The sequence below is a fragment of the Spirosoma harenae genome, from assembly GCF_054776975.1.
In genome coordinates, this window is sequence record NZ_BAAHBD010000008.1 from 312088 (window position 1) to 334519 (window position 22432).

Annotated in this window: 22 protein-coding genes; 20 read left to right on the forward strand and 2 right to left on the reverse strand. The window is 47.3% G+C overall.

Annotated features, from left to right (window positions below):
• The first annotated feature begins 26 nt into the window (after positions 1-26).
• The 13 genes from ACYVE4_RS09645 (at position 27) to ACYVE4_RS09705 (ending at position 15373) form a co-directional block, all read left to right on the forward strand.
• Entirely contained in the window at positions 27-917 is an 891-nt protein-coding gene (locus ACYVE4_RS09645; RefSeq protein WP_461039400.1) for an alpha/beta hydrolase, read from the forward strand.
• 13 nt (positions 918-930) lie between these two features.
• Positions 931-2103, forward strand: coding sequence for an esterase (locus ACYVE4_RS09650; protein ID WP_461039401.1), 1173 nt, complete (start codon positions 931-933; stop codon positions 2101-2103).
• Between the two features lie 73 nt (positions 2104-2176).
• Entirely contained in the window at positions 2177-3004 is an 828-nt protein-coding gene (locus ACYVE4_RS09655) for a transketolase (protein ID WP_461039403.1), read from the forward strand.
• A gap of 123 nt (positions 3005-3127) precedes the next feature.
• The gene (locus tag ACYVE4_RS09660) at positions 3128-4093 is read left to right on the forward strand and encodes a transketolase family protein (RefSeq protein WP_461039405.1); all 966 of its coding nucleotides are present in this window, start codon (positions 3128-3130) and stop codon (positions 4091-4093) included.
• Between the two features lie 94 nt (positions 4094-4187).
• Positions 4188-5606 (forward strand): DUF1593 domain-containing protein, encoded by a 1419-nt coding sequence (locus ACYVE4_RS09665; protein WP_461039407.1) that lies wholly within the window; start codon positions 4188-4190, stop codon positions 5604-5606.
• Positions 5607-5660: 54 nt separating this feature from the next.
• Positions 5661-6614 (forward strand): substrate-binding domain-containing protein, encoded by a 954-nt coding sequence (locus ACYVE4_RS09670; RefSeq protein WP_461039408.1) that lies wholly within the window; start codon positions 5661-5663, stop codon positions 6612-6614.
• A gap of 6 nt (positions 6615-6620) precedes the next feature.
• A complete protein-coding gene (locus ACYVE4_RS09675; protein ID WP_461039410.1) occupies positions 6621-7244 on the forward strand; it encodes a DUF2291 domain-containing protein in 624 nt (207 codons plus the stop codon).
• 52 nt (positions 7245-7296) lie between these two features.
• Positions 7297-8811, forward strand: coding sequence for a sugar ABC transporter ATP-binding protein (locus ACYVE4_RS09680; RefSeq protein ID WP_461039412.1), 1515 nt, complete (start codon positions 7297-7299; stop codon positions 8809-8811).
• 111 nt (positions 8812-8922) lie between these two features.
• On the forward strand, positions 8923-9903 hold the full coding sequence (locus ACYVE4_RS09685) for an ABC transporter permease (protein WP_461039413.1): 981 nt from the start codon (positions 8923-8925) through the stop codon (positions 9901-9903).
• Positions 9904-10040: 137 nt separating this feature from the next.
• On the forward strand, positions 10041-10688 hold the full coding sequence (locus ACYVE4_RS09690; RefSeq protein ID WP_461039415.1) for a 3-keto-disaccharide hydrolase: 648 nt from the start codon (positions 10041-10043) through the stop codon (positions 10686-10688).
• Positions 10689-10734: 46 nt separating this feature from the next.
• Entirely contained in the window at positions 10735-12306 is a 1572-nt protein-coding gene (locus ACYVE4_RS09695; protein WP_461039417.1) for a DUF1593 domain-containing protein, read from the forward strand.
• Positions 12307-12339: 33 nt separating this feature from the next.
• Positions 12340-13833: an FGGY family carbohydrate kinase gene (locus tag ACYVE4_RS09700; protein WP_461039418.1), complete on the forward strand. Its 1494-nt coding sequence runs from the start codon at positions 12340-12342 to the stop codon at positions 13831-13833.
• Positions 13834-13861: 28 nt separating this feature from the next.
• Positions 13862-15373, forward strand: coding sequence for a DUF1593 domain-containing protein (locus tag ACYVE4_RS09705; protein ID WP_461039420.1), 1512 nt, complete (start codon positions 13862-13864; stop codon positions 15371-15373).
• Positions 15374-15520: 147 nt separating this feature from the next.
• On the opposite strand, the gene ACYVE4_RS09710 is transcribed toward ACYVE4_RS09705, so the two are convergent.
• The gene (locus ACYVE4_RS09710) at positions 15521-15874 is read right to left on the reverse strand and encodes a hypothetical protein (protein WP_461039422.1); all 354 of its coding nucleotides are present in this window, start codon (positions 15872-15874) and stop codon (positions 15521-15523) included.
• Between the two features lie 60 nt (positions 15875-15934).
• Between ACYVE4_RS09710 and ACYVE4_RS09715 the strand changes: the two genes are divergently transcribed.
• From ACYVE4_RS09715 to ACYVE4_RS09730, 4 genes are all read left to right on the forward strand, one after another.
• A complete protein-coding gene (locus ACYVE4_RS09715) occupies positions 15935-16396 on the forward strand; it encodes an OsmC family protein (protein WP_461039424.1) in 462 nt (153 codons plus the stop codon).
• A gap of 112 nt (positions 16397-16508) precedes the next feature.
• A complete protein-coding gene (locus tag ACYVE4_RS09720; RefSeq protein WP_461039425.1) occupies positions 16509-16667 on the forward strand; it encodes a hypothetical protein in 159 nt (52 codons plus the stop codon).
• A 100-nt stretch (positions 16668-16767) separates the two neighbouring features.
• Positions 16768-17562 carry a thymidylate synthase gene (locus ACYVE4_RS09725; RefSeq protein WP_461039426.1) on the forward strand — a complete coding sequence of 265 codons (795 nt, stop codon included), beginning with the start codon at positions 16768-16770 and terminating at the stop codon, positions 17560-17562.
• A 10-nt stretch (positions 17563-17572) separates the two neighbouring features.
• On the forward strand, positions 17573-18139 hold the full coding sequence (locus ACYVE4_RS09730) for a pentapeptide repeat-containing protein (protein WP_461039428.1): 567 nt from the start codon (positions 17573-17575) through the stop codon (positions 18137-18139).
• A gap of 24 nt (positions 18140-18163) precedes the next feature.
• Here the strand turns inward: ACYVE4_RS09730 and ACYVE4_RS09735 are convergent, their stop codons facing one another.
• Positions 18164-19663, reverse strand: a complete 1500-nt coding sequence (locus tag ACYVE4_RS09735; protein ID WP_461039430.1) for a S41 family peptidase — start codon at positions 19661-19663, stop codon at positions 18164-18166.
• A 229-nt stretch (positions 19664-19892) separates the two neighbouring features.
• On the opposite strand from ACYVE4_RS09735, the gene ACYVE4_RS09740 reads away from it, so the two are divergent.
• The 3 genes from ACYVE4_RS09740 to ACYVE4_RS09750 all read left to right on the forward strand — a co-directional run bounded on the left by ACYVE4_RS09740 (position 19893) and on the right by ACYVE4_RS09750 (position 22377).
• Positions 19893-20774, forward strand: coding sequence for an SDR family NAD(P)-dependent oxidoreductase (locus tag ACYVE4_RS09740; protein ID WP_461039431.1), 882 nt, complete (start codon positions 19893-19895; stop codon positions 20772-20774).
• A gap of 76 nt (positions 20775-20850) precedes the next feature.
• A complete protein-coding gene (locus tag ACYVE4_RS09745) occupies positions 20851-21780 on the forward strand; it encodes a helix-turn-helix domain-containing protein (RefSeq protein WP_461039433.1) in 930 nt (309 codons plus the stop codon).
• Between the two features lie 87 nt (positions 21781-21867).
• On the forward strand, positions 21868-22377 hold the full coding sequence (locus ACYVE4_RS09750) for a hypothetical protein (RefSeq protein ID WP_461039435.1): 510 nt from the start codon (positions 21868-21870) through the stop codon (positions 22375-22377).
• Positions 22378-22432 lie beyond the last annotated feature (55 nt).

Sequence of the window (22432 nt, forward strand, 5' to 3'; positions counted from 1 at the left end):
AATTTAAGGGTGAAAACAGATCTACCATGAGAGTACTTTTCGTTTTAGTATTTCTTCTCCTGTCAAGCGTAGCGCAGGCACAGCAGAAAGAGATTCGACTTTATGATGGTCCGGCACCGGGTTCCGAAAAGTGGAATTGGGAGGAGAAAAAGAATAACAAGAATGCGATTAAGCTGGTGACGGTATTTAATGTCGTCAATCCAACGCTCACGGTATTCCCCGCTGATCCTGCTGTGGCCAACGGCACTTCTGTCATTGTTTGTCCGGGGGGTGGGTTTCACTTCCTGGCCATTGATAATGAGGGCAATGATGTAGCTACGTGGTTGGCGAAAAAAGGCGTTACGGCTTTTGTGCTAAAATACCGAACAGCTCACATAAACACAGATGATCCGTTTGCCGACATGCTGGCGGGTATGAATGGCCCTCGTAAAGCAGAATGGCAAGCTGAAAATGAGGCCACTATTCCGCTCACAATCGCCGACGGGCGGGCGGCTATTGCCTACGTACGCAAACACGCGGCTGATTTTGGTGTAGCACCTGACCGAATCGGTATTGTCGGATTTTCGGCAGGTGGAACAGTCACAGCGTCCTCTGCTTTTAATTATACGCCAGATAATCGACCGAATTTCGTTGCTCCTGTTTACGCCTACATGCCTGCTGCGTTGCAAGGTACAGTTGCGGCCGACGCTCCGCCGATGTTTGTAGTATGCGCATCTGATGATCAGTTGAATCTGGCCCCGCACAGTGTGGAATTATACAGCAAATGGCTGGTAGCCAGGCATCCCGTTGAAATGCACATGTATGCGAAAGGTGGACACGGTTTTGGCATGAATAAACAGAACCTGCCGACAGATCACTGGATTGAGCGGTTTGCGGAATGGATGGCGCAACAAGGATTCATGAAGCCCAAACAATAAATCAGCCACGACAATGAGAAACTATAGAACGCTTATTTGTTTTAGCCTGATTTACTGCGTTTTCACCACGTTTTCGTGGGCTCAGCAACGACCCAATCCAATCGTATCGCCAGAAATACTGGCCGATAATTCGGTCATTTTTCGCTTAAAAGCGCCCAACGCGAAGTCTGTGCGCTTGCTGGGAACCTGGTTGAAAGACTTACGAAATACGATTGAACTGACTCGAAAAGATTCGAGTGTCTTTGAAGTTAAAGTCGGTCCGCTCCCGGCAGATATGTATGAATACCGGTTTTTTGTGGATGGTGTTCCCATACTCGACCCCGCTAATAATGTGGCTACCCGCGATGGGTCAATTATCGAAAGTCGATTGATTTTACCGGGGTCACAAACGCAATTGTATGATGTACAATCAGTTCCGCATGGCCAATTGGCTGCGGTATGGTATCCATCGCCAACGATTGGTATGGATCGACGGATGGAGGTTTACACGCCCCCTGGTTACGAGAAAAGCGGGAAGAAATATCCAGTGCTGTACCTGTTTCATGGAGGAGGAGGTGATGAAGAGGGCTGGATCAGTCGAGGGCGGACCAACTACATCTTAGACAATCTGATTGCGTCCGGTAAGGTGCTGCCTATGATTGTGGTGATGACGAATGGGGTTCCCAGCGTAGCCGCAGCTCCCGGCGAACGTCCGGCTTTTGCAAAGGCTGAATCCAACGGGATCAACGGTATGCAGGCAATGACATCTGGCAAGTTTGAGACGAGCCTGATTACCGATGTGATTCCCTTCGTCGAAGCCAATTATCGCGTGCTGGCTGATCCCGCGCACCGGGCGATTGCCGGATTGTCGATGGGTGGTTACCACACACAGCAAATTACCAATGCGAATCCAAAAACGTTCGGCTACATCGGTGTGATGAGTATGGGGCTTTTTGATATGGGTAATACCCAAGCTTATAACCGTGAGAACCATATAAAACAACTCAAGGCCATAAAAGAGGCTAAACCCAAACTGTATTGGATTGCCTGCGGAAAAGATGATTTTCTGTACAATGGTGTCACCCGATTACGAGCGTTGTATGATGAAGTCGGATTGCCGTACACGTATCGAGAAAGTGAAGGTGGTCATACATGGGTAAACTGGCGTCTGTATTTAACGGAACTGACACCCAAAATTTTTAAATAATCTTCTGATTTCCATACCGGTTGACCCGCAAAACATTTATCAGGTACGGTCAATCATACATCATACATATGGCATGAATGTCAATGAATTAGCTAAGAAATCGGTACAGTATCGAAAAAACATACTCAAGTACATTGTTGGAGCCAACGCTGGACATACAGGCGGCAGTCTGTCGTGTATCGACATTCTGAATGTGCTGTACAACAACGTATTGAATGTCAGTCCCGCGACCGCAAAATCACCCGATCGTGACCGATACATTCAGAGTAAAGGCCATACCGTCGAAGCGCTTTATGTGGTGCTGGCCGACAAAGGTTTTTTCCCGGAATCAGATCTGGAAACATTGTGTACATACAAGTCGCACTATATCGGGCATCCGACGAAAAAGATTGCCGGCGTTGAGCAAAATACCGGTTCGCTTGGGCACGGTTTATCGCTTAGTGTCGGTACGGCGATTTCGGCTAAATTAGATGAAAAACCATTTCGCGTCTTTACGTTGCTGGGTGATGGCGAATTGCCCGAAGGCTCCAACTGGGAAGCCGCTCTGCTAGCGGCTCAATATAAGCTCGATAACCTCTGCGCGATTGTCGATAAAAATGGCTTGCAAATAACCGCTCCAACGGCTGATGTGTGCAGCACCGATCCACTCGACAAGAAGTTTGAAGCATTTGGCTGGGCTGTTCGACATGTCGACGGGCACGATTTGCAGGCACTTACTGAAGCCTTTGATGCCCTGCCGTTTGCACCTGGGAAACCCAGTTTGATTATTGCCCATACGGTAAAAGGCAAAGGCATCAGCTACATGGAAAATCAGCTAAAATGGCATCACGGCGTACCAAATAAAGAGCAATATGCACAAGCGATTGGCGAGTTAGACGAAGTGGAGATCGCGTTACGGTAAACTAAGAACGAATCGACTCCTGTTGCTGTGTCCTCACAGCAACCTATGCGTCAGCTACAATTTTACCTACTGGATAAGTTGCTGTGAGGACACAGCAACGGGGAATAGAACCAATAACAACGCATGGCAGACGTAACAGTCATAACGGATAAAAAAGCGCAGGCTAATCTGGATGTATTTTCGAGCACACTTCAAGAACTAGCCAGTACAGATAAGCAAATTCTGGTGGTTACCAGCGATTCGCGCGGATCGGGGAAGCTCGTACCGTTTGGGCAGAAATTCCCGGCACAGCACATTGAAGTTGGTATTGCCGAACAAAATCTGGTTGGCGTAGCAGCTGGGTTGGCCTCAACGGGTAAGAAGGTGTTTGCCGTATCGCCCGCCTGTTTTTTGACAGCCCGCTCGTTCGAGCAAATCAAAACAGACGTTGCTTATTCCGATAATCCAGTGAAACTCATCGGTATCAGTGCCGGAGTTAGTTATGGTGCACTAGGTTCCACACACCACAGTTTGCACGATTTCGCTGCGTTACGTGCGGTACATAATCTGATCATAGTTGCTCCCGCTGATAATTTCGAAACGGAACAAGCGATCCGATCAGCGGCTGAAACGGATCATCCGATTTACATCCGATTTGGTAAAAAGCCAATGCCATTGCTGTCGGAAGAGAATCAGGCGTTTTCGTTCGGGAAAGGCCGTATCCTTTGCGAAGGGCACGATTTAGTGTTGATAGCTACAGGCGAAACCGTTTACCCCACACTTCAAGCAGCCCGTCAACTCGAAAACGTTCATGGTATCCGCTCAACCGTGGTGAGTATGCACACGATCAAGCCGTTAGATTATGAATTGCTGGCCAATGTAGCCAGCCAAGGCTGCCCCATCCTGACAGTCGAAGAACATAGTGTTTTTGGCGGACTGGGTGAAGCCTGCGCGTCGTATTTGATGCAAAATGGGTTTCGTAATCCCTTTAAAATTATGGGCATACCGGACGAATATACCGTGACTGGCTCGCAAATTGAAATTTTCGATCATTACGGCTTGTCAGAGAATGGCATTGCCGAAGCCGGATTGACCTTGTTGACTTTGTAGAGACGCCCCCCTTTGCCTCTCATTGCCAGATGGTTATACTGACGCCAATGAAACGCAAAGGATTGCCTCCCCACAGTATTATCCTAAACCTTATATGAAACCCTTTTTTCTTTTACTTTCCCTAATCCTACTGGCAGGATCGCCCCCGGATAGCACCGCTCAGCCACTACCCCAAAAACTGCGTGTGTTGGTGTTGACCGACATCGAAAATGAACCGGATGATGCGCAGTCGCTGGTACGTTTTTTAACGTACGTGAACCAGTGGGACGTAGAAGGGCTAATTGCAACTACGTCGGTGCATCAGCAGAATCGAGTTGCTCCCGAGCGTATCCGACGTATTGTGGAAGCCTATGGTAAGGTGCGCAACAACCTGCTCCAGCACGAAAAAGGCTATCCCGAAACGGCTTATCTATTGAGTGTTGTCAAACCAGCGATTCCAAAGTACGGCATGAACGCTGTTGGCGCAGGTAATGACTCGGAAGGCTCAGAGCACATCATTACCGTGGTCGATAAAAAAGACGATCGGCCCGTTTGGATTCCGGTTTGGGGCGGAGCCAACTGTTTAGCGCAGGCACTCTGGAAAGTTCGCCAAACCCGTACACCGGTCGAAGTCGACAAGTTTGTGGCTAAGCTACGGGTCTATACGATTTCGGATCAGGATGATTCGGGGCCGTGGCTTCGCAAAACGTTTCCTTCCCTATTTTATATCGTTAGCCCCGGTTTTCATGCGTTGGGAGGTTACGAACCCTCTACCTGGCGGGGCATTAGTGGCGACGTATTTCCCTATGCACCAGGTTTTGCCGGACCCGACTCCAACATCGTAAATAATGCGTGGCTGGACACACATATCCGCAAAAATCACGGACCACTGGGGGCCGAACACCCGCATACTGACTTTATTATGGAGGGCGACACACCGAGCTTTTTTAACCTGATCGACAATGGTTTAAGTGACCCGGAACATCCGAACTATGGCAGTTGGGGTGGACGTTACGAACTCTACATTCCCCGAACCCGGAAATGGTTTCTCGAGCCCGAAACGCGACCCATCTGGACCGACGCCGAAGACCAGGTAAAGGGGATCGATGGAGGCTGGTATGCCAGCAACAAAGCAACCATCTGGCGGTGGCGTCAGGCTTATCAGAATGATTTTGCGGCTCGTATCGACTGGACTATCAAGCCCTACAAAGAAGCGAATCATCCACCTGTAGCGAAACTGGCCCATACCAGTAATTTGACAGCCAAACCCGGCGAAACCATTACGCTGAGTGCTGAAGGTTCGACCGATCCTGACGGAAACGCACTAACGTATGAATGGATTTATTATCCGGAAGTTGGTACCTATACTGGCAGTCGGCTACCGAAAATGAGCAACGTGCAGCAGAAAACGGCCTCGTTCGTAGCTCCCAAAGTAACCAAACCCGAAACGATGCATTTTATTCTGGCCGTAACCGACAAGGGAGAACCCGCTCTAACTCGGTACCAGCGCGTGATTGTAACGGTGTTTCCTTGATTTTTTGTCATTCCGGCAACCGCAGGAATGACAAAAAAAACTCCTTAATCCAGTATGAAGAAACATATTTTCGGCCTGTTGCTACTGCTACTAACATTGGGCAGTTGTACGAATCAATCCAACAAGAATCAACCGAAGAAAGTAGCAGTCATTGTCTCGACGCTCAACAATCCGTGGTTCGTAGTGTTGGCCGAAACGGCTGCGGCTCAGGCGAAAGCGTTAGGTTACGAAACCAAAATCTTTGATTCGCAGAACAATACGGCGCTCGAAATCGACCATTTTGAGAATGCCATTGTATCAGGATTCAACGCAGTTCTACTCAATCCAACCGATTCGGATGGCTCCATTGTAAATGCCCGAAAGGCTATTGACGCAGGTATTCCTGTATTTTGCATGGACCGCGAAGTCAACGCACCGCAAGCGGCTACTTGTCAGATTCTATCCGACAATTATTCGGGCTGTGTCGCTATCGGAAAATATTTTGTCCAGACACTACGAGGCAAAGCCAAAGACGCACCAATCAAGTATGTCGAAATTCTGGGATTAGTTGGCGATAACAATACCTGGAATCGCTCAAAGGGCTTTCACAGCGTAGTCGATCATTATCCGAATTTCAAAATGGTAGCCCAGCAAAGCGCTGATTTTGACCGAAATAAAGCCATGGAAGTACTTGAGTCCATTCTCCAGGCTAATCCTGATATCGATGCGGTTTTTTGTGGAAACGATGCAATGGCGATGGGGGCGTATCAGGCATTGGTAGCTGCTGGCAAAGCAAAGGAAGTTGGCGTTTTTGGTTTCGATGGGGCTGACGACGTTATGAATTCCATCCGCGACGGTAAGATTAAAGCGACGGGTTTACAATCGCCCCAGACGATGGCAAAAACGGCTGCTCAGTTCGCTGACGAGTACTTCAGAGGCAAGCGCGACTTTGCAAAAAAAATCCCCGTAGCTGTTGAACTAGTCGATCAGGCGAATATTAAGGATTATCCAGCCGTCAAAAAATCCTGACACGTCATGCCAAAAAACAGCCTGAAATACAGTGCATTAGTGGTTCTGCTAGCGGTTGTAGCGTATAACTCCGTCTACTTCAAAAAGCTGGACGAAAGGAAGGCAACGGCAGTTTCAGGAAGCACGTTTGATGCCACAGCTTACGCCGAAAAATTCTGGACGGAAAAACTGTTACCCTCCGCAGCCAATGCCACTGATTTAGGAACACTTACGACGCTACTAAAAACGGATAAAGAAAAAGCCTTTGATCAGTCACACGCGCTTGGGATTGGCAACATTCGCTATTTTCTGATCAAGGGCGAGGGGAAAATCACGAACATTAGTAGTGATGACGTTACGGTTTCTCTGAATTCAGGAGAAACCATAAAACTGGCGACGGAGTACATTTTTGGCAATGCTGCCCGCGATGCTTCTGGCCTGATAAACATTACAGATTTCGATAATACGATGGACCTCAACAATGTATCGTCAGCGTTGAATGCCATTATCCGAAACAAGGTTGTACCGCCGGTTAAAGCCGGTGCAAAGCCAGGAGCAACCGTAAAATTTGTAGGAGCTATCGAGCTAAACAAGGAGCATTTGCATCTTGACAATCTGGAAGTTATTCCAATTACGGTAGAAGTCATTTAGTGTCATAGTGTGGTGTCACGTTTAAGAAACCGACCCACATAAAACCCATCCCATGTTAGTCGCAGAAAATATCACTAAACGATTCGCGGGCGTAACGGCGCTGGATAGCGTTTGCCTAGAATTTCTGGCGGGAAAGGTAACGGCAGTGATTGGCGAAAACGGCGCGGGGAAATCCACGTTGATGAAAATTCTGTCGGGCGTTTACCCGGATTACGATGGGCAAATTCGCTTTAATGGAGAACCCGTTCGTTTCCACTCCATCCGCGATGCGCAGGCTTGTGGCATAGCGATCATTCACCAGGAGTTGAATCTGATTCCGTATCTGAGTATTACCGAAAATATCTTTCTGGGCCGCGAAATCACCACACGCTGGGGTACGCTCGACCGGAAAGCGATGCAAGCGAAAACCCGTGAATTACTCGACCGACTCAGGTTGCCCATTGATCCCGACACATTGGTTGTAGAGCTAAAAGTCGGTCAGCAACAGGTTGTTGAGATTGCAAAAGCACTACTAGTTGAGTCGGAAGTAATTATTATGGATGAACCGACATCGGCCATTACCGAAAGCGAGGTAGCTATTTTATTCGAGATCATTAATGACCTTCGACGCGAGAATAAGGCGATTGTTTACATCTCGCACAAACTCGACGAATTGTTTACGATTGCCGACCGCTACGTTGTGCTACGAGATGGGAGGTCCATCGAATCCGGTAACATGCAGGGCATTGATCACGATATGCTGATTCGAAAAATGGTGGGTAGAGATATTTCCAGCATCCGACGAAAAGCGATTGGTCGCCCGAATGAAACCTTATTAAACATTGAAAATCTGTGTCTGAAGCACCCCGTTCGAACGCAGGACAATCAACTGAAAAACATATCGTTTAGGGTTGACCGGGGTGAAATCGTTGGCATTTTCGGGTTGATGGGCGCCGGACGCACCGAACTACTGGAAAGTCTGTTTGGCCTGCATCCGAAACGGATCAGTGGCTCGGTGCATCTGGATGGACAAGCACTAGCGTTGAAAGCGCCTGTCAATGCCATTACGTTAGGCTTGGCCCTCGTTCCGGAAGATCGCAAAAAGGATGGTTTGGTGCTAGGTATGGATGTGCAAACCAACATCAGCCTGACCGCGCTCGAAACGATTGAACAGGGAGGGTTGCTGAATAAAGCGAAGGAGACCGCTTTGGCAAAAAAATACATTTCGGATTTACGAATAAAAACCTCGTCGGAAAAGCAGACAGCCAAAAATCTGAGTGGTGGGAATCAGCAGAAAATCGTGCTATCGAAATGGCTGGCGACGAATCCGAAACTGCTCATGCTCGACGAACCAACGCGCGGTATTGACGTCAACGCCAAAAACGAAATCTATAAGCTGATTCTGCAACTGGCCGATGAGGGTATGGGTATTCTCATCGTTTCATCCGAACTACCCGAAATTCTGGCTATTTCTGACCGAATTCTGGTCATGAGCGAAGGAGTTCTAACCGCCGAGATTCCGATAGAAGAAGCTTCGGAAGATGTTATTTTAAAAGCTGCTATTCCAAAATTAATAAGTGAATATTGACCGTTTCCGTGGCCTGTGTCCTCACAGGTCACCTTTGCGAAAGCATATTTAAATCATTCGCAAGAGAGGTCTGTGAGGACACAGACCCAGGAAGCAGAAAATCGAATACCTATGCAACTAACCGCAACTTCGTACCGACCTTTTCTGACAAGATTCCAATCGCTGATTGCTCTGTTCGTTCTGTGCCTGGGCATCAGCCTGATGTCGGATAAATTCCTGACCGTCGCTAATTTCTGGAATGTTTTGCGGCAGATTTCCGTCAACGTCTGCATTTCGACGGGCATGACACTTGTCGTACTCACAGCCGGTATTGATCTGTCGGTGGGTTCGGTGCTGGCGTTGTCGGGGGCTATTACAGCGGGGTTGCTGCGTAATGGCATTGAACTGCCCTCGGCCAATCTCTTTGTTGGGTTTACTTTGTTAGGGGCTATGCTGGCGGGCATCCTGGTTGGCTCTGGATTAGGTTGGTTCAACGGCTGGGCAATTACCCGATTTTCTCTTCCGCCGTTCGTGGCGACATTGGCTATGCTGACCATTGCCCGTGGACTGACTATGCTCTGGACCGAGGGTTTCCCGATTACAGGCTTAGGCGAGTCATTTACATTTCTTGGAACGGGCTGGTTTATAGGGATTCCCGTACCAGTCTGGGTGTCGGGAATTATCGTTGCCCTTGCTGTACTAATCACAAATAAAACCCGATTAGGGCGCTATATCTATGCCATCGGTGGCAGCGAAAGTGCGGCCCGACTTTCCGGTGTTAACATCAACAAAATCAAATTGGCAGTATACAGCATCGCCGGTGGACTGGCAGCTGTAGGCGGATTAATCGTTACGTCGCGACTGGATTCGGCTCAGCCAAACGCGGGGATTAGTTACGAACTCGATTCAATTGCAGCCGTGGTTATTGGCGGAACGTCACTGTCGGGCGGACGGGGGAGTATTCTCGGTACGGTGCAGGGAGCCATTATCATCGGGGTGCTGAACAATGGGCTGGTGTTGCTCAACGTATCACCATTCTGGCAACAGGTTGTGAAAGGGTTTGTCATTCTACTGGCGGTCATTATCGATAAAGCAAATGCCAAGAATGAGTAGTAGAATTCGTCTTACTCACCTATTTAGTCGACAACCCCCTAATTCTTCGTCTATTTGTTGCAATGACTACAACGAACCTACTTACTCGAAACAGATTGCTGGCACTTTGCTTTTTTAGCCTTTCTGCAATTACTTTTTTGTCAAATTCATTTGCCTTTGCGCGACCGCCACACCCCCCCAAATCCACTACAGAAGGCAATTGGCGGAAATTGTTTAACGGTACTAATCTGACAGGCTGGAAACATGTCGGGAAAGGAAGTATGTCTGTCGAAAATGGCCAAATTCGGGGGCATGGTGGTATGGGGCTTTTGTATTATACGAAAGAGGAATTCGGTAACTGTACGATTCGGGTAGTCTATCGAATGGAGAAAAAGAACAGTAATTCAGGGGTTTATATTAGAATACCTGTAGAACCTCGTGAAGAATGGATGCCGGTTCATTACGGCTACGAAGTACAGATTGACAATACCCCCGAAACATCCAACGAAGACGATTATCACGTAACAGGCACCTTATATTCACTATCGAAACCCCTCGCGAAACCCGGAAAACCCGGCCCTGAATGGAACACGATGGATATTACATTGGATGGCCCCCGCACCATCGTTTTTGTCAATGGCGTTAAAGTGACTGACTACAAAGAAGGCGATCCTGTCCCCCCTCGCAAATTCGATTTTGAACCGTATCGAGGTCTTCGACCAGCAACGGGTTACATCGGCCTGCAGAATCACGGCAAGGACGATGTAGTTTTTTTTAAAGAGATCTCCGTTAAACCATTGCGATAGAGTTCAGAAAATATTGATTGATAAAACGGATAAACAGTTGCTGATAATGAACCTGTTTAGTATGCTTTTTTCGCGTCGCTTCACCCCGAAACCTCCTAAAGGGGACGTTATTCAAATGCATAGTAGTTTCCTTTCGAAGGATGTAGGGGTAAACAAACGTCATATTCGTTCCCAACTTATTCTGGCACTCATTGGGCTATTCGTTTGGGCTATTGGTTTGGCCCAAACACCCATTACCTCGAAAGAGCGAAAACTCCGGATGGTGGTGTTGACCGATATTGAAGCTGATCCTGATGATTCGCAATCGCTGGTTCGGTTGCTATTGTACGCGAATCAGTGGGATATTGAAGGAATCATTGCCACTACGTCTATTCATCAAAAAACACGGGTTGCGCCCGAAACCATTCACAGCATTGTGGATGCCTATGGAAAAGTCCAGCCGAATCTGCTAAAACACGAAGCGAACTTCCCGACAGCACAAGCGCTGAAAACGCTGATTAAAAAAGGCTTACCTGTTTATGGTATGGGTGGCGTTGGAGAAGGGCACGATTCGGAAGGTTCGGAATGGATTATCCGATTATTGGATAAACCTGACGACCGGCCACTCTGGGTGCCCATTTGGGGAGGGCCGAATACATTGGCGCAGGCGCTCTGGAAGATAAAAAAGACGCGTTCGGCTGAACAGGCGGAGAAACTGTATCGAAAGTTGCGCGTGTATACGATTTCGGATCAGGATGATTCGGGGCCGTGGCTTCGCAAAACGTTTCCATCTGTTTTTTACGTGTGTAGTCCGGGGTATAGTTATGAGCAGGCAACCTGGCGGGGGATTAATACTACGGAGAAGGGCACACATCCTGAGTTCATTAGTAGTGACTGGCTGGCGAAAAATATTCAGCAGGGACACGGACCACTGGGAGCGGCTTATCCCGATGTCGCGTACGGCATGGAAGGCGATACCCCCGCCTTTCTAGGCCTAGTTCCTAATGGACTAAATACGCCTGAGCGCCCCGATTATGGTGGCTGGGGAGGTCGATATATCCTGGAAAAACCTGCGTTTCCAACAACACCAAGGCGTTTTGGACCCGCCGGAGCCCCACCTGACGAACCCGAAACGCGCCCGATCTGGACGAATGCTTCCGATTCGTTGTTTGCTGGTGCATTACCTCGTAAATCGTACATGGAACCTGCGGAGCCAACTGCCCCCAAGAGCATCTTTACAACCATCTGGCGGTGGCGTCAGGATTTTCAGAATGACTTTGCCGCACGTATGGCCTGGTGTACAAAAGCGTATCCGCAGGCCAATCATCCACCTGTGCCAAAGCTGGCACATTCAGATAAGTTGACGGTAAAATCGGGTGAGCAGTTTCACCTGAATGCCGCCGGAACAACGGACCCTGACGGCGATTCGATGAGTTATCTCTGGTTTCAGTATCCCGAAGCGGGCACCTATCCGCAACTGGTCAGCTTTCGACCGTATGCATCGAATTTGTATGATGTACCCGTAACGGCCCCGACCGTCGAGAAAGCGCAAACCATTCATTTCATTCTGAAAGTAACCGACAAAGGAACGCCCGCTCTAACCCGCTATAAACGAGTGATTGTTGAGGTACTTCCCTAACTAATAGCGAACGCGAATCCGGTATCAACCCTTATGAGTACGTCCTATATTCTTGCCATCGATCAGGGCACTAGCAGCACCAAAACGCTATTGTTTGATCATACGGGGAAAGCAGTTGCGCGAGGTTCCGAGCCGTTAACAACGCATTACTTTGGTGATGGATACGTTGAGCAGGACCCTGAAGAGCTTCTTCGAAACGTATTGATTTCCGTTGGAAAATGCCTTGGTGATTTTGCCGCACAAGGAGGAGACTTACAGGCAGTTAGTGCTTGTGGCATTTCTAATCAGCGTGAAACATTTATCATCTGGGACGAAGCAGGAGTACCGTTGCATAACGCTATTGTATGGCAGTGCAAACGCTCGATTACCGTTTGTGAACGATTAAAAGCTGAAGGATTATCAGAAATCATTCTGGCGAAAACGGGCCTGTTTATTGATCCATATTTTTCAGGAACGAAACTCATCTGGCTGCACGAAAACGTTGAAAAAGTCCGGAAAGCGATTGACGCAGGCAAAGCGTATTTCGGAACCGTCGATACGTGGCTACTTTACAAACTGACTAACGGAACGTGCTACTTTACAGATCACACAAATGCCTCACGAACGCTGTTCTTCAATCTGCAAACGCTAAGTTGGGATCAGGAACTACTCGCTAGGTTTGGCCTGTCGAGACTGAATTTACCTGATTTGAAACCGTCCTCGGCCCTGTTTGGCGAATCGAATTTCAACGGCTTATTCGATCATAACCTGCCCATTACCAGCCTGATAGGCGACTCCCACGCAGCGGCTTTTGGCGAAGGTTGTTTCGCACCGGGAACTGCCAAAGCCACTTTGGGAACAGGCTGCTCGATCATGATGGACATTGGCGATAAGCCTACACCATCGCAGCACGGCATGGTAACGACAATTTGCTGGAGTACGGAAGAGCGTGTCGATTATGCGTTAGAAGGAGTCATCGTTACTTGTGGCGCTACCATCGAATGGCTGAAAAACAGTTTGAATCTGTTCGCTGAAAGTCGAGAAACGGAGGTGATGGCAACGTCGGTTTCTGACAATGGTGGGGTGTATATTATTCCGGCGTTCAGCGGATTAGGTGCACCCCACTGGGAAATGTCTCGAAAAGCATCTATTTCGGGATTGACATTCGGATCAACGAAGAACCACGTTGTTCGGGCTGCCCTTGAATCGATTCCTTATCAGATCAAAGACGTTATTGTAGCCATGGAGCAGGACACCGGGATTACGCTGGCCGAATTGATGGTGAACGGCGGTCTGACATCGAATGGGTTTGTGTTGCAATTCCTGGCTGATTTGTTGCAAAAGTCCGTCGTCAATCGATCTATGGCTGATGTATCGGCTTTGGGTACCGCTTATCTGGCGGGCTTAAAAACAGGCATTTTTAACGATCTGGATCATATAAAACAACTGAATGAAGAGAAATCGGTCGTTTCACCTACTGAAAATCAAGTGTTAACGAAAGAAGCCTACGCTGGTTGGCAATCTGCCATTCGTTCGAATCGCCCATAAATTCCTGTACCTAAAATTAAACCGACCTATGAAACCGTACGCGCTGCTTTTTTCTTTACAACTTCTGCTGATTCAACCGTTAATAGCCCAACCATCGAGTGCGACGAAAGCCAAACCCCGCACGATTGTCACGACCGATGGCGAAGTAGATGACGTCGATACGTTTATTCGATTACTGCTGTATGCCAACGAGTTTGATATTGTCGGCCTGATATATAGTAGTTCGCAATGGCATTATAAAGGCGACGGCAAGGGGACGAAATTTACGTCTGAAATGGCCAGTACTGCGAAGCGATATGGCGAGCGTACGGAACTACGTTGGCCAGGTACGACCTGGATGGAAACATACATTGATAAGTATGCGAAGGTGTATCCAAATCTGGCCAAAAATGCAAAAGGATACCCAACGCCTGAACACCTGAAAAGTCTGATCCGGATTGGCAATATCGATTTTGAGGGAGAAATGAATACGGATACCCAAGGATCAGATTTCATCAAAAAGATCTTACTTGATAACAACCCAAATCCGGTTTATCTGCAAATATGGGGCGGTACCAATACGGTCGCCAGGGCGCTCAAATCCATTGAGGATGAGTACAAGGGCAAACCCAATTGGGACGCTGTCTCAAGGAAAGTATCCGACAAAGCGATCATCTATGCCGTTCTGGATCAGGACGCTACTTACAAAAAGTACGTAGCTCCCAATTGGCCGAAGATCAAAGTTTTGTATAATTCCGACCAGTTCTGGAGTTTCGCATACCTGTGGCCGCGCGTCGTTCCCTCCGAATTACAGACATATCTGGACGGTAAGTGGTTTGCTGAAAATATCAAATTCAATCACGGCCCATTGCTGGAATCATATTATCTGTGGGGTGATGGGCAGAAGCTTCCCGGCGATCCTGAGCATACGCACGGCAACATGGAGGAAGCCAAAAAATACAATCGTAGTCAATATGATTTCATTTCTGAAGGCGATTCACCCGCTTTTTTTTACCTAGTCGATGTTGGTCTGCGGAGCATGGAAGATGTTTCGTACGGCGGTTGGGGTGGTCGGATGGTGCAGTCGGCAACCAATCCATACCGCTGGGAAGATGGTAAAACCGTAACTGACTACGATCCCTACACCAAAAAGCAGGAAGCCGCCTATCCACAAACGCGCTGGATTCCTGTACTTCAAAACGACTTCGCTGCCCGTGCAGACTGGTGCGTAAAAAGCAATAAAGAAGCGAACCATGCACCAACTGTCAAGCTGGCGCATCCGGCCAATCTGACGGTAAAACCGGGCGCTACAATTACTGTGAATGGGTCAGCAATCGATCCTGATGGGAATACATTGCATTACCGATGGTGGCAATACGAAGAAGTAGGAACCTATCCCGGAAAAGTAGCTATCCAGAACGAAACTAGCCCAAAGGCCTCATTTACCGTTCCGACGGACGCAACTGCCGGAAAAACGATTCACCTAATTCTGGAAGTAACAGACTCTGGAACTCCGCAGCTAACTCGTTACCAGCGAGTGATTGCTAAGATCGGAAAGTGAATATTGAGAGTGTAATACTAATTTTTTGTCCTGCTGACGCAGGAAGCATTTTAATGCCTATACACTTATAGGTAAAGAAATATTAAGATGCTTCCTGCATCAGCATGACAAAAGCCTATAAATATATAGCTTTAACAGATACTTGCCTCAAAACAAACCCTGCCCGAACAGATGCTCGAATGGTACGGATTCGTTGTGAAGAATGAAGAAATAAACTAAGCCAGCTAGTATTACATAGCTAACAATCAGCCACTTTTTCTTCTGGGCGAACTCAGCCGGATGATGGTAATAATCATAAATCATGGAGGCCGACAAACCCATGACCATCAGAAAGAACGAGAAGACGCCGAAATCTGTTCGGTACATACTCACCGACTGCATGAACCGGGCGCCCGATATAATATAAAGGAGCCAGGCTCCGAAGCCGGCCCGATATAAATACACACTCAGCCGCCGGTCGTTTTTAAGATCGAAGAGGTCGTCGGTGAATTTTTCGGACATGGTTGTTGTCGTTTGAGTCAGTGAAAATACGTATTCTTTCCTATAAACGCAAAAAAGACAATGCTTGATTCACAGCCGGTTGAAACCGATCAGGAGTTTAAGACAATGCAGGTTGAACTGGTACGCGTCGACGATGGCTTTCATTTTGAAGCCGTTGGAATGTCGGGCGTCGCGCAACATATCGATGCAGCTGAAGATATTGGCGGGCATAATGCAGGAGCACGACCTATGGAAATGTTGTTGATGGGACTGGCAGGTTGTTCGGCTATAGATGTCATTTTGATTCTCAAAAAGCAGAAGCAGGTTATCGAAGATTTTCGGTTGAAAGTGGATGGGGTACGATTGAAAAACGCGACTCCTGCTCCGTTTAAAAAAATCCACATTACCTACCTGCTCAAAGGCCAATTGGACGCCGATAAAGTAAAACGGGCGATTGATCTGTCGATGGATAAGTACTGCTCAGCAACGGCGCAACTTCGCCCAACAGCCGATATTACGTATTCGTTTGAGATTCAGGCATAAACCTAAAAGGTTTTAGAAACCTTTTAGGTTTAGTAAAAATGGAATGGCGTGGTTTTTGCATAAAATCCAGAATTATACGTTACTGAATTTTAACCTATTAACTGTGCCTACTATGAAAAAAGCCCTACTCGGTCTGGCTCTGCTGACCTCCCTTACGGCAGTATCGTATGCTGTTGACACGCATAAAGAGAAAAAAGTGAAGAAAGCGAAATCATCGACCTGCGAAAAAGGTAGCAGTCATGCCTGCTGCATGAAAAAAGCTCAGGTGTAAACCTTCCTCATCACTTTCTAAACCCATCTGCCAAAACGGTCGATGGGTTTATTTTTTGCCTAAAAGTTGGTTGCTGACGTTCGACTTACGAATTTTGATTATGCAACAATATCACGACCTCCTGCGCCATATTCTCGAGCATGGCACCCGCAAAACCGACCGAACAGGGACGGGCACCATCAGCGTTTTTGGCTATCAGATGCGTTTCAATCTGGAAGACGGGTTTCCACTTCTGACCACCAAAAAAGTACATACGAAATCCATTATCCATGAATTACTGTGGTTCATTAAAGGGGATACCAATATCACGTATCTGAAGGAGAATGGTGTATCAATATGGGACGAATGGGCAGACGAAAATGGAGATTTGGGTCCGGTATACGGCAAACAATGGCGAAGCTGGGCCGCACCCGATGGACGAGTGATCGACCAATTGCAGGATGTACTGAATCAATTAAAACGCACGCCCGATTCACGGCGAATGATTATTTCAGCCTGGAATCCCGCTGACGTACCCAACATGGCGCTGCCGCCTTGCCACCTACTGATGCAATTCTACGTGGCCGATGGAAAACTCTCCTGCCAGCTTTATCAGCGAAGCGCCGACGTCTTTTTAGGTGTACCATTCAATATTGCCAGCTATGCATTATTGACAATGATGATTGCGCAGGAATGTGGTTACACAGCGCATGAATTCGTCTGGACGGGAGGTGATACACACCTGTATCTGAATCATCTAGAGCAGGTAGAGACGCAGCTCGCCCGTGAACCACGCCCATTGCCAACAATGCGCCTGAATCCAGCTGTGAAGTCGGTTTTTGATTTCAAATACGAGGATTTTACGCTCGAAAACTACAATCCGTATCCAGCGATTAAGGCCCCGGTAGCCGTTTAGGAACGAAATAATGGAGTATTACAATCAGGTTTTTGATCAACATGATTTAGTAATTGACCTATTGCTCGGTCAGGAATTTGAACAGTGTACGTTTCGGAAACAGGATCTGTCGCGCGTGGCCTTGTCGAATGCAAGTTTTATCAACTGTCGATTTGAGGGCTGCAATCTGACGAAAGCAGAACTGAAAAACACCAAGCTTTACGATGTAACATTTGTCAATTGCCAACTGGTGCACGTCGATTTTGGCCCTTGCGATCCGTTTGGTTTCCATACGAATTTTCAGGAATGCCAGTTGGATCATGCGGTTTTTCTGAATCGAAAACTAAAGAAAGCGCAGTTTACGGATTGCTCAATAAAAGAAGCTTTCTTCCTGAAATGTGATCTGACCGGCACCGTGTTTAAGCACTGTAATCTGGAACTGACCCGATTTGAAGACAATAATCTGACGCAGGCCGATTTCGCTAGTTCGTATAATCTGGAAATCAATCCTGAGGAAAATAAAGTAAAAAAAGCCCGGTTTTCCATCCATAGTTTACCCGGCCTCCTGACGAAATATGATCTGGTGATTACCCGGTAAATAACATACGGCTAAATAGATTTATTACTTTATTGCCCTGCGAGCGAGGGATACTGCCTGTAGCCATTGTTTGTCCTGACCTTCCAGTAAATCGGCAATTCGGGTTTCTACTGGGTAATCAGGCAGTGTTCCTCTCCCCTTTTCCCGAACCACCAGCGCATTCCAGTAGCCAAACATTTGAATCTTGAGCCCCAGTTCTGAATTCGGTAATTTGATCAGGGCATTGAGGCCAGAGGTATTGCCCTCGGCGGTTCCGCCACTTTCTTCACCGATAAAAGCGGCATTCGTCAATTTTCTCAGCGTTGCTGTCACATCGGCCGAGGTCGAGAACGTGCCACCGTCCATCAGGACAATAACTTTACCCAAAAATGGATTTTTGGCAGGTTGTTGTTCACCGACACCAGAATGCATAGCCGTCGTTACTAAATAACCACCCTTAGGATCAGGTACGGTCTGCTTACGAAGAGTCTCAAACGTTCGTGGCTTCCAGGTGGCAAAGGAAGGCGCAATCGATGTTAAGTGGATTCGATCAAAATATCGGAATGGTTTGTCGGTAAACTGCGAAACCAGCGCTGCACCATACTCATCCACTCCTCCCCCATTTCCACGCAGGTCGAGAATCAACGCTTTTGTTTTCTCATTTTTCAAGTGTAGAAATACGCTGTCAAGTGTTGCTACAAACTGTTGCCCATCAAACCCTCTGATCCGGATACCAGCGATTTTCTTATCATCGGCAAAGCGTACAGCTATGTTTTCCTTCGATACGTCGAGTTGATTGGCGGACTTTATCATCAGCTCATTCACCCGATTCGCGGTCCGATTCGTAACTCGTTCGCTAGTGGGCACACCGGAAACGGTAACCGTCGTTTCTTTCCCCGCTTTATCCTTCACAATCATGGTAAATTCAGCTGACTGGTCAATGAATAACCAATAGTTTTGGGCGAAACTGCGTTCAAAACGTCTTTTTTTGCCTGTCTGAATAAATCCGTCACCTGAAATTCTGGCAAGAATTTCCCCAACTAACGCCGAGGTTTTGCGTCCATTGATGCTCAGAATCTCCATTCCTGGAATAACGGTCGTATTGTCAGGCGTTTCGTTATAAGCGACCATGAGCTTCTCTCCTTCGAGGATGGTCCGGAATGGAAATAGACGGGCATTGCTTAGTTGCTCATTGGTTGTACCATCATATTCAAGCCGCATATGCCCATCCCGAACCTCAGCAAGCATGGCTGACAAGAGCGAGATAAACCCTACCTGATCTTTTACGAAAGGCAGTTGGCTGCGATACTGATCAAATCGCTGATTCAGAACTGTACTATCCGTGAAGCGATACAGGCCGCCATGAGCCTCCTTAAGCGCGCTTCTAAGGACGTCAAAATCTGCCTGTTTCTGCTGAATTGTTAGCGTCCGGCTCGACGGTCGTTGATTTTTGTCAACGGTTTGGGCGGTTAACTGACTAGTTTGCGCCAATGGGCAAGTTGTCATCAACGTAAGAAGTAATGCGTTCAATCGTAGCCAGTTCATCCGATTCGGGGTTGGTATCCAGACAAAGACGATCGAATTCGACAAACATTACAAATTCTGTGTTATATGACGAAAATTTATTGGGACGAACTAACGGATAGTCAATGGTTGGCAATAAGTCTACCGGGCATTTCGGCTTTCTCATTTTGACTACAAGACTCCTCAATTTGACTACACTTGCCGGGTAACAGAGCCCGACCTTTGGCCTACCAATAAGTATTTTAAAAATATGATTGATCAACTTGAATCTTCTACAGCTGGTGCTACTTCAGAACCGGCTATATCGCGCAAAATATGGTTTATTACCGGGGCCTCACGAGGGTTCGGACGCGTTTGGACAGAGGCCGCCCTACAACGTGGCGATAAAGTAGCGGCTACAGCCCGAAAGCTATCGAGCCTTACCGACCTCGCCGAAAAATACGGCGACAACGTACTGCCGCTAGAACTCGACGTAACCAATCCTGATCAGGTGAAAGCAGTTGTAAATCAGGCACACGCTCACTTCGGGAAGTTGGACATTATTCTTAATAACGCGGGCTATTCGCTGGTTGGTACGATTGAAGAAGCCAGTAACGATGAGGTGAAAGCCATGTACGAAACCAACGTATTTGGCGCATTATCGGTTATTAAGGCTGCCTTGCCTTTACTTCGTCAACAGGCTGGTGGTCATATAGTTGGTGTATCCAGCAATCTTGGCCAGGTCACGCTTCCTGTGATAGGTTACTACTGTTCGTCGAAATGGGCGTTTGAAGCTATCCACGAAAGTTTGGCTACCGAAGTGAAAGATTTCGGCATTAACGTAACGATTATTGAACCGGGAGCCTATGCTACGGAGTTTGGCAGTCAGGAGTCGCTGAAGTTTGCCTCATCACTGGATGTGTATACCGATTTTAAAACAAACTTTATGAATGGCTTGCGCGGTCTGGAACGAGGTAATCCGGAAGTCACACCGCAGGCGCTTTTTAAGGTTGTCGATGCCGAAAATCCACCGCTTCGGTTCTTCCTCGGAAGCCACAATCTTTCCTCAGTTCGAACGGCTTTTGCCGAACGACTGGCCACCTGGGAAGCCTGGGAAGAAGTTTCCAACTCAGCCCAGGGCGATTCGAAGTAAGAATCATCTTGTCGTAGACAATGCACCAATAATCGACACGTTGACTATCGATTATTGGTGTTAAAATACGTTGATCATGAAAAAAGAAGAGTCTATTCATTATAAATTCGATTCGATAACGGAAGCACACCGGGCATTGGGTTTGCCCAAACCTAAGCATCCGCTGATCAGTTTTTTAAATGCTGAAGAGAATTCGGTTCGGTCGAGTGCGTTGACAGGTACGCATGTACTGAACTTCTATAAAATCTCCTATCGACCAAAACTCAGTGGTAGTCTGAAATACGGACAGGATTATTACGATTTTGACGAAGGCGGTTTACTGTTCGCTTCGCCAAACCAACTCATTGGGAGCCAAGGCGACGATGATAGCTCTACGGGAGCCTGTTCGCAATACGGACTATTGTTCCATCCTGATTTCCTGCTCGGTTATCCACTGGCCAAAACGATAAAGCAGTACGGTTTTTTCTCGTATGCGGTGCATGAAGCCCTCCACCTCTCCGAAAGCGAAAAAGCAACCATTCTTTCTATTTTCAGAATGATCGAAGACGAGCTGAACAGTCGAATAGATGATTTCAGTCAAGATGTGATCATTTCGCAAATTGAGTTATTGCTCAACTACGCCCAACGTTTTTACAAGCGTCAGTTCATTACCCGAAAATCAGTGAACAGTACGCTATTGCAGAAACTGGAAGAAGTAACGGACAACTATTTTCGTAGCGAAAACTCGTTACAAAAAGGGTTACCAACCGTCCAGTATTTAGCCGAGCAACTGGCGATTTCACCCACCTACTTAAGCGATCTACTCCGTTCGCTGATCGGGCAAAATACCCAGCAATATATTCATAACAAGCTGATCGATAAGGCAAAAGAAAAACTATCAACAACGGATTTATCGGTCAGTGAAATCGCCTACGAACTGGGCTTTGAGCATTCGCAATCATTCAGTAAGCTCTTTAAAAGCAAGACAAATCAATCCCCCCTGGAGTTTCGGGCTTCGTTTAACTGAATTTTCTGACTCAACGTCTCATTTATTAACTTAAGTGAAAAATGTTGCTGGTTTTTAGGCAAAGATTTGCAGAAAAAATCAAGCATCATGCACTTATCACCATTGGGTATCTTTCATACCGTCATTGGACTTATCGCTGTTGTAGCGGCCATTGTATCGTTTATCCGAAAAGGTAAAATAGACCTGGGCATCGGAGCCGGGCAAATTTATTTCTGGACAACCATCGTTACGTCGTTAACCTCACTGGGTATATCCAAACATGGCGGTTTTAATGCTGGGCACGTATTTGCCCTGTTTATCATCGTGTTGATTGGGATAGCTTTCTTTCTATACACCAAAAAGAAGGGTAGCAACCAGGCCCGCTATGTCGAAAACTTTTGTATGTCATTCAGTTTTTTTCTGTCGCTGATACCTACGGTCAACGAAACATTTAGCCGCGTCCCGATAGGCCATCCGCTCATTACAAGCCCGTCTGACCCTTTTCTTGTTCGGTCGTTGCTTGTTCTTTTTGGCTTCTTTGTAATCGGGTCGGTATATCAGTTCTTTAGGCAGCGAAATCTGAATAATCAACTGGTTGAGCACCACTCAATGAGGTAAACGGGCGACGAGAGCCAATCCAGATTGTTTATTTTTACCTGGATGAGATACTTCG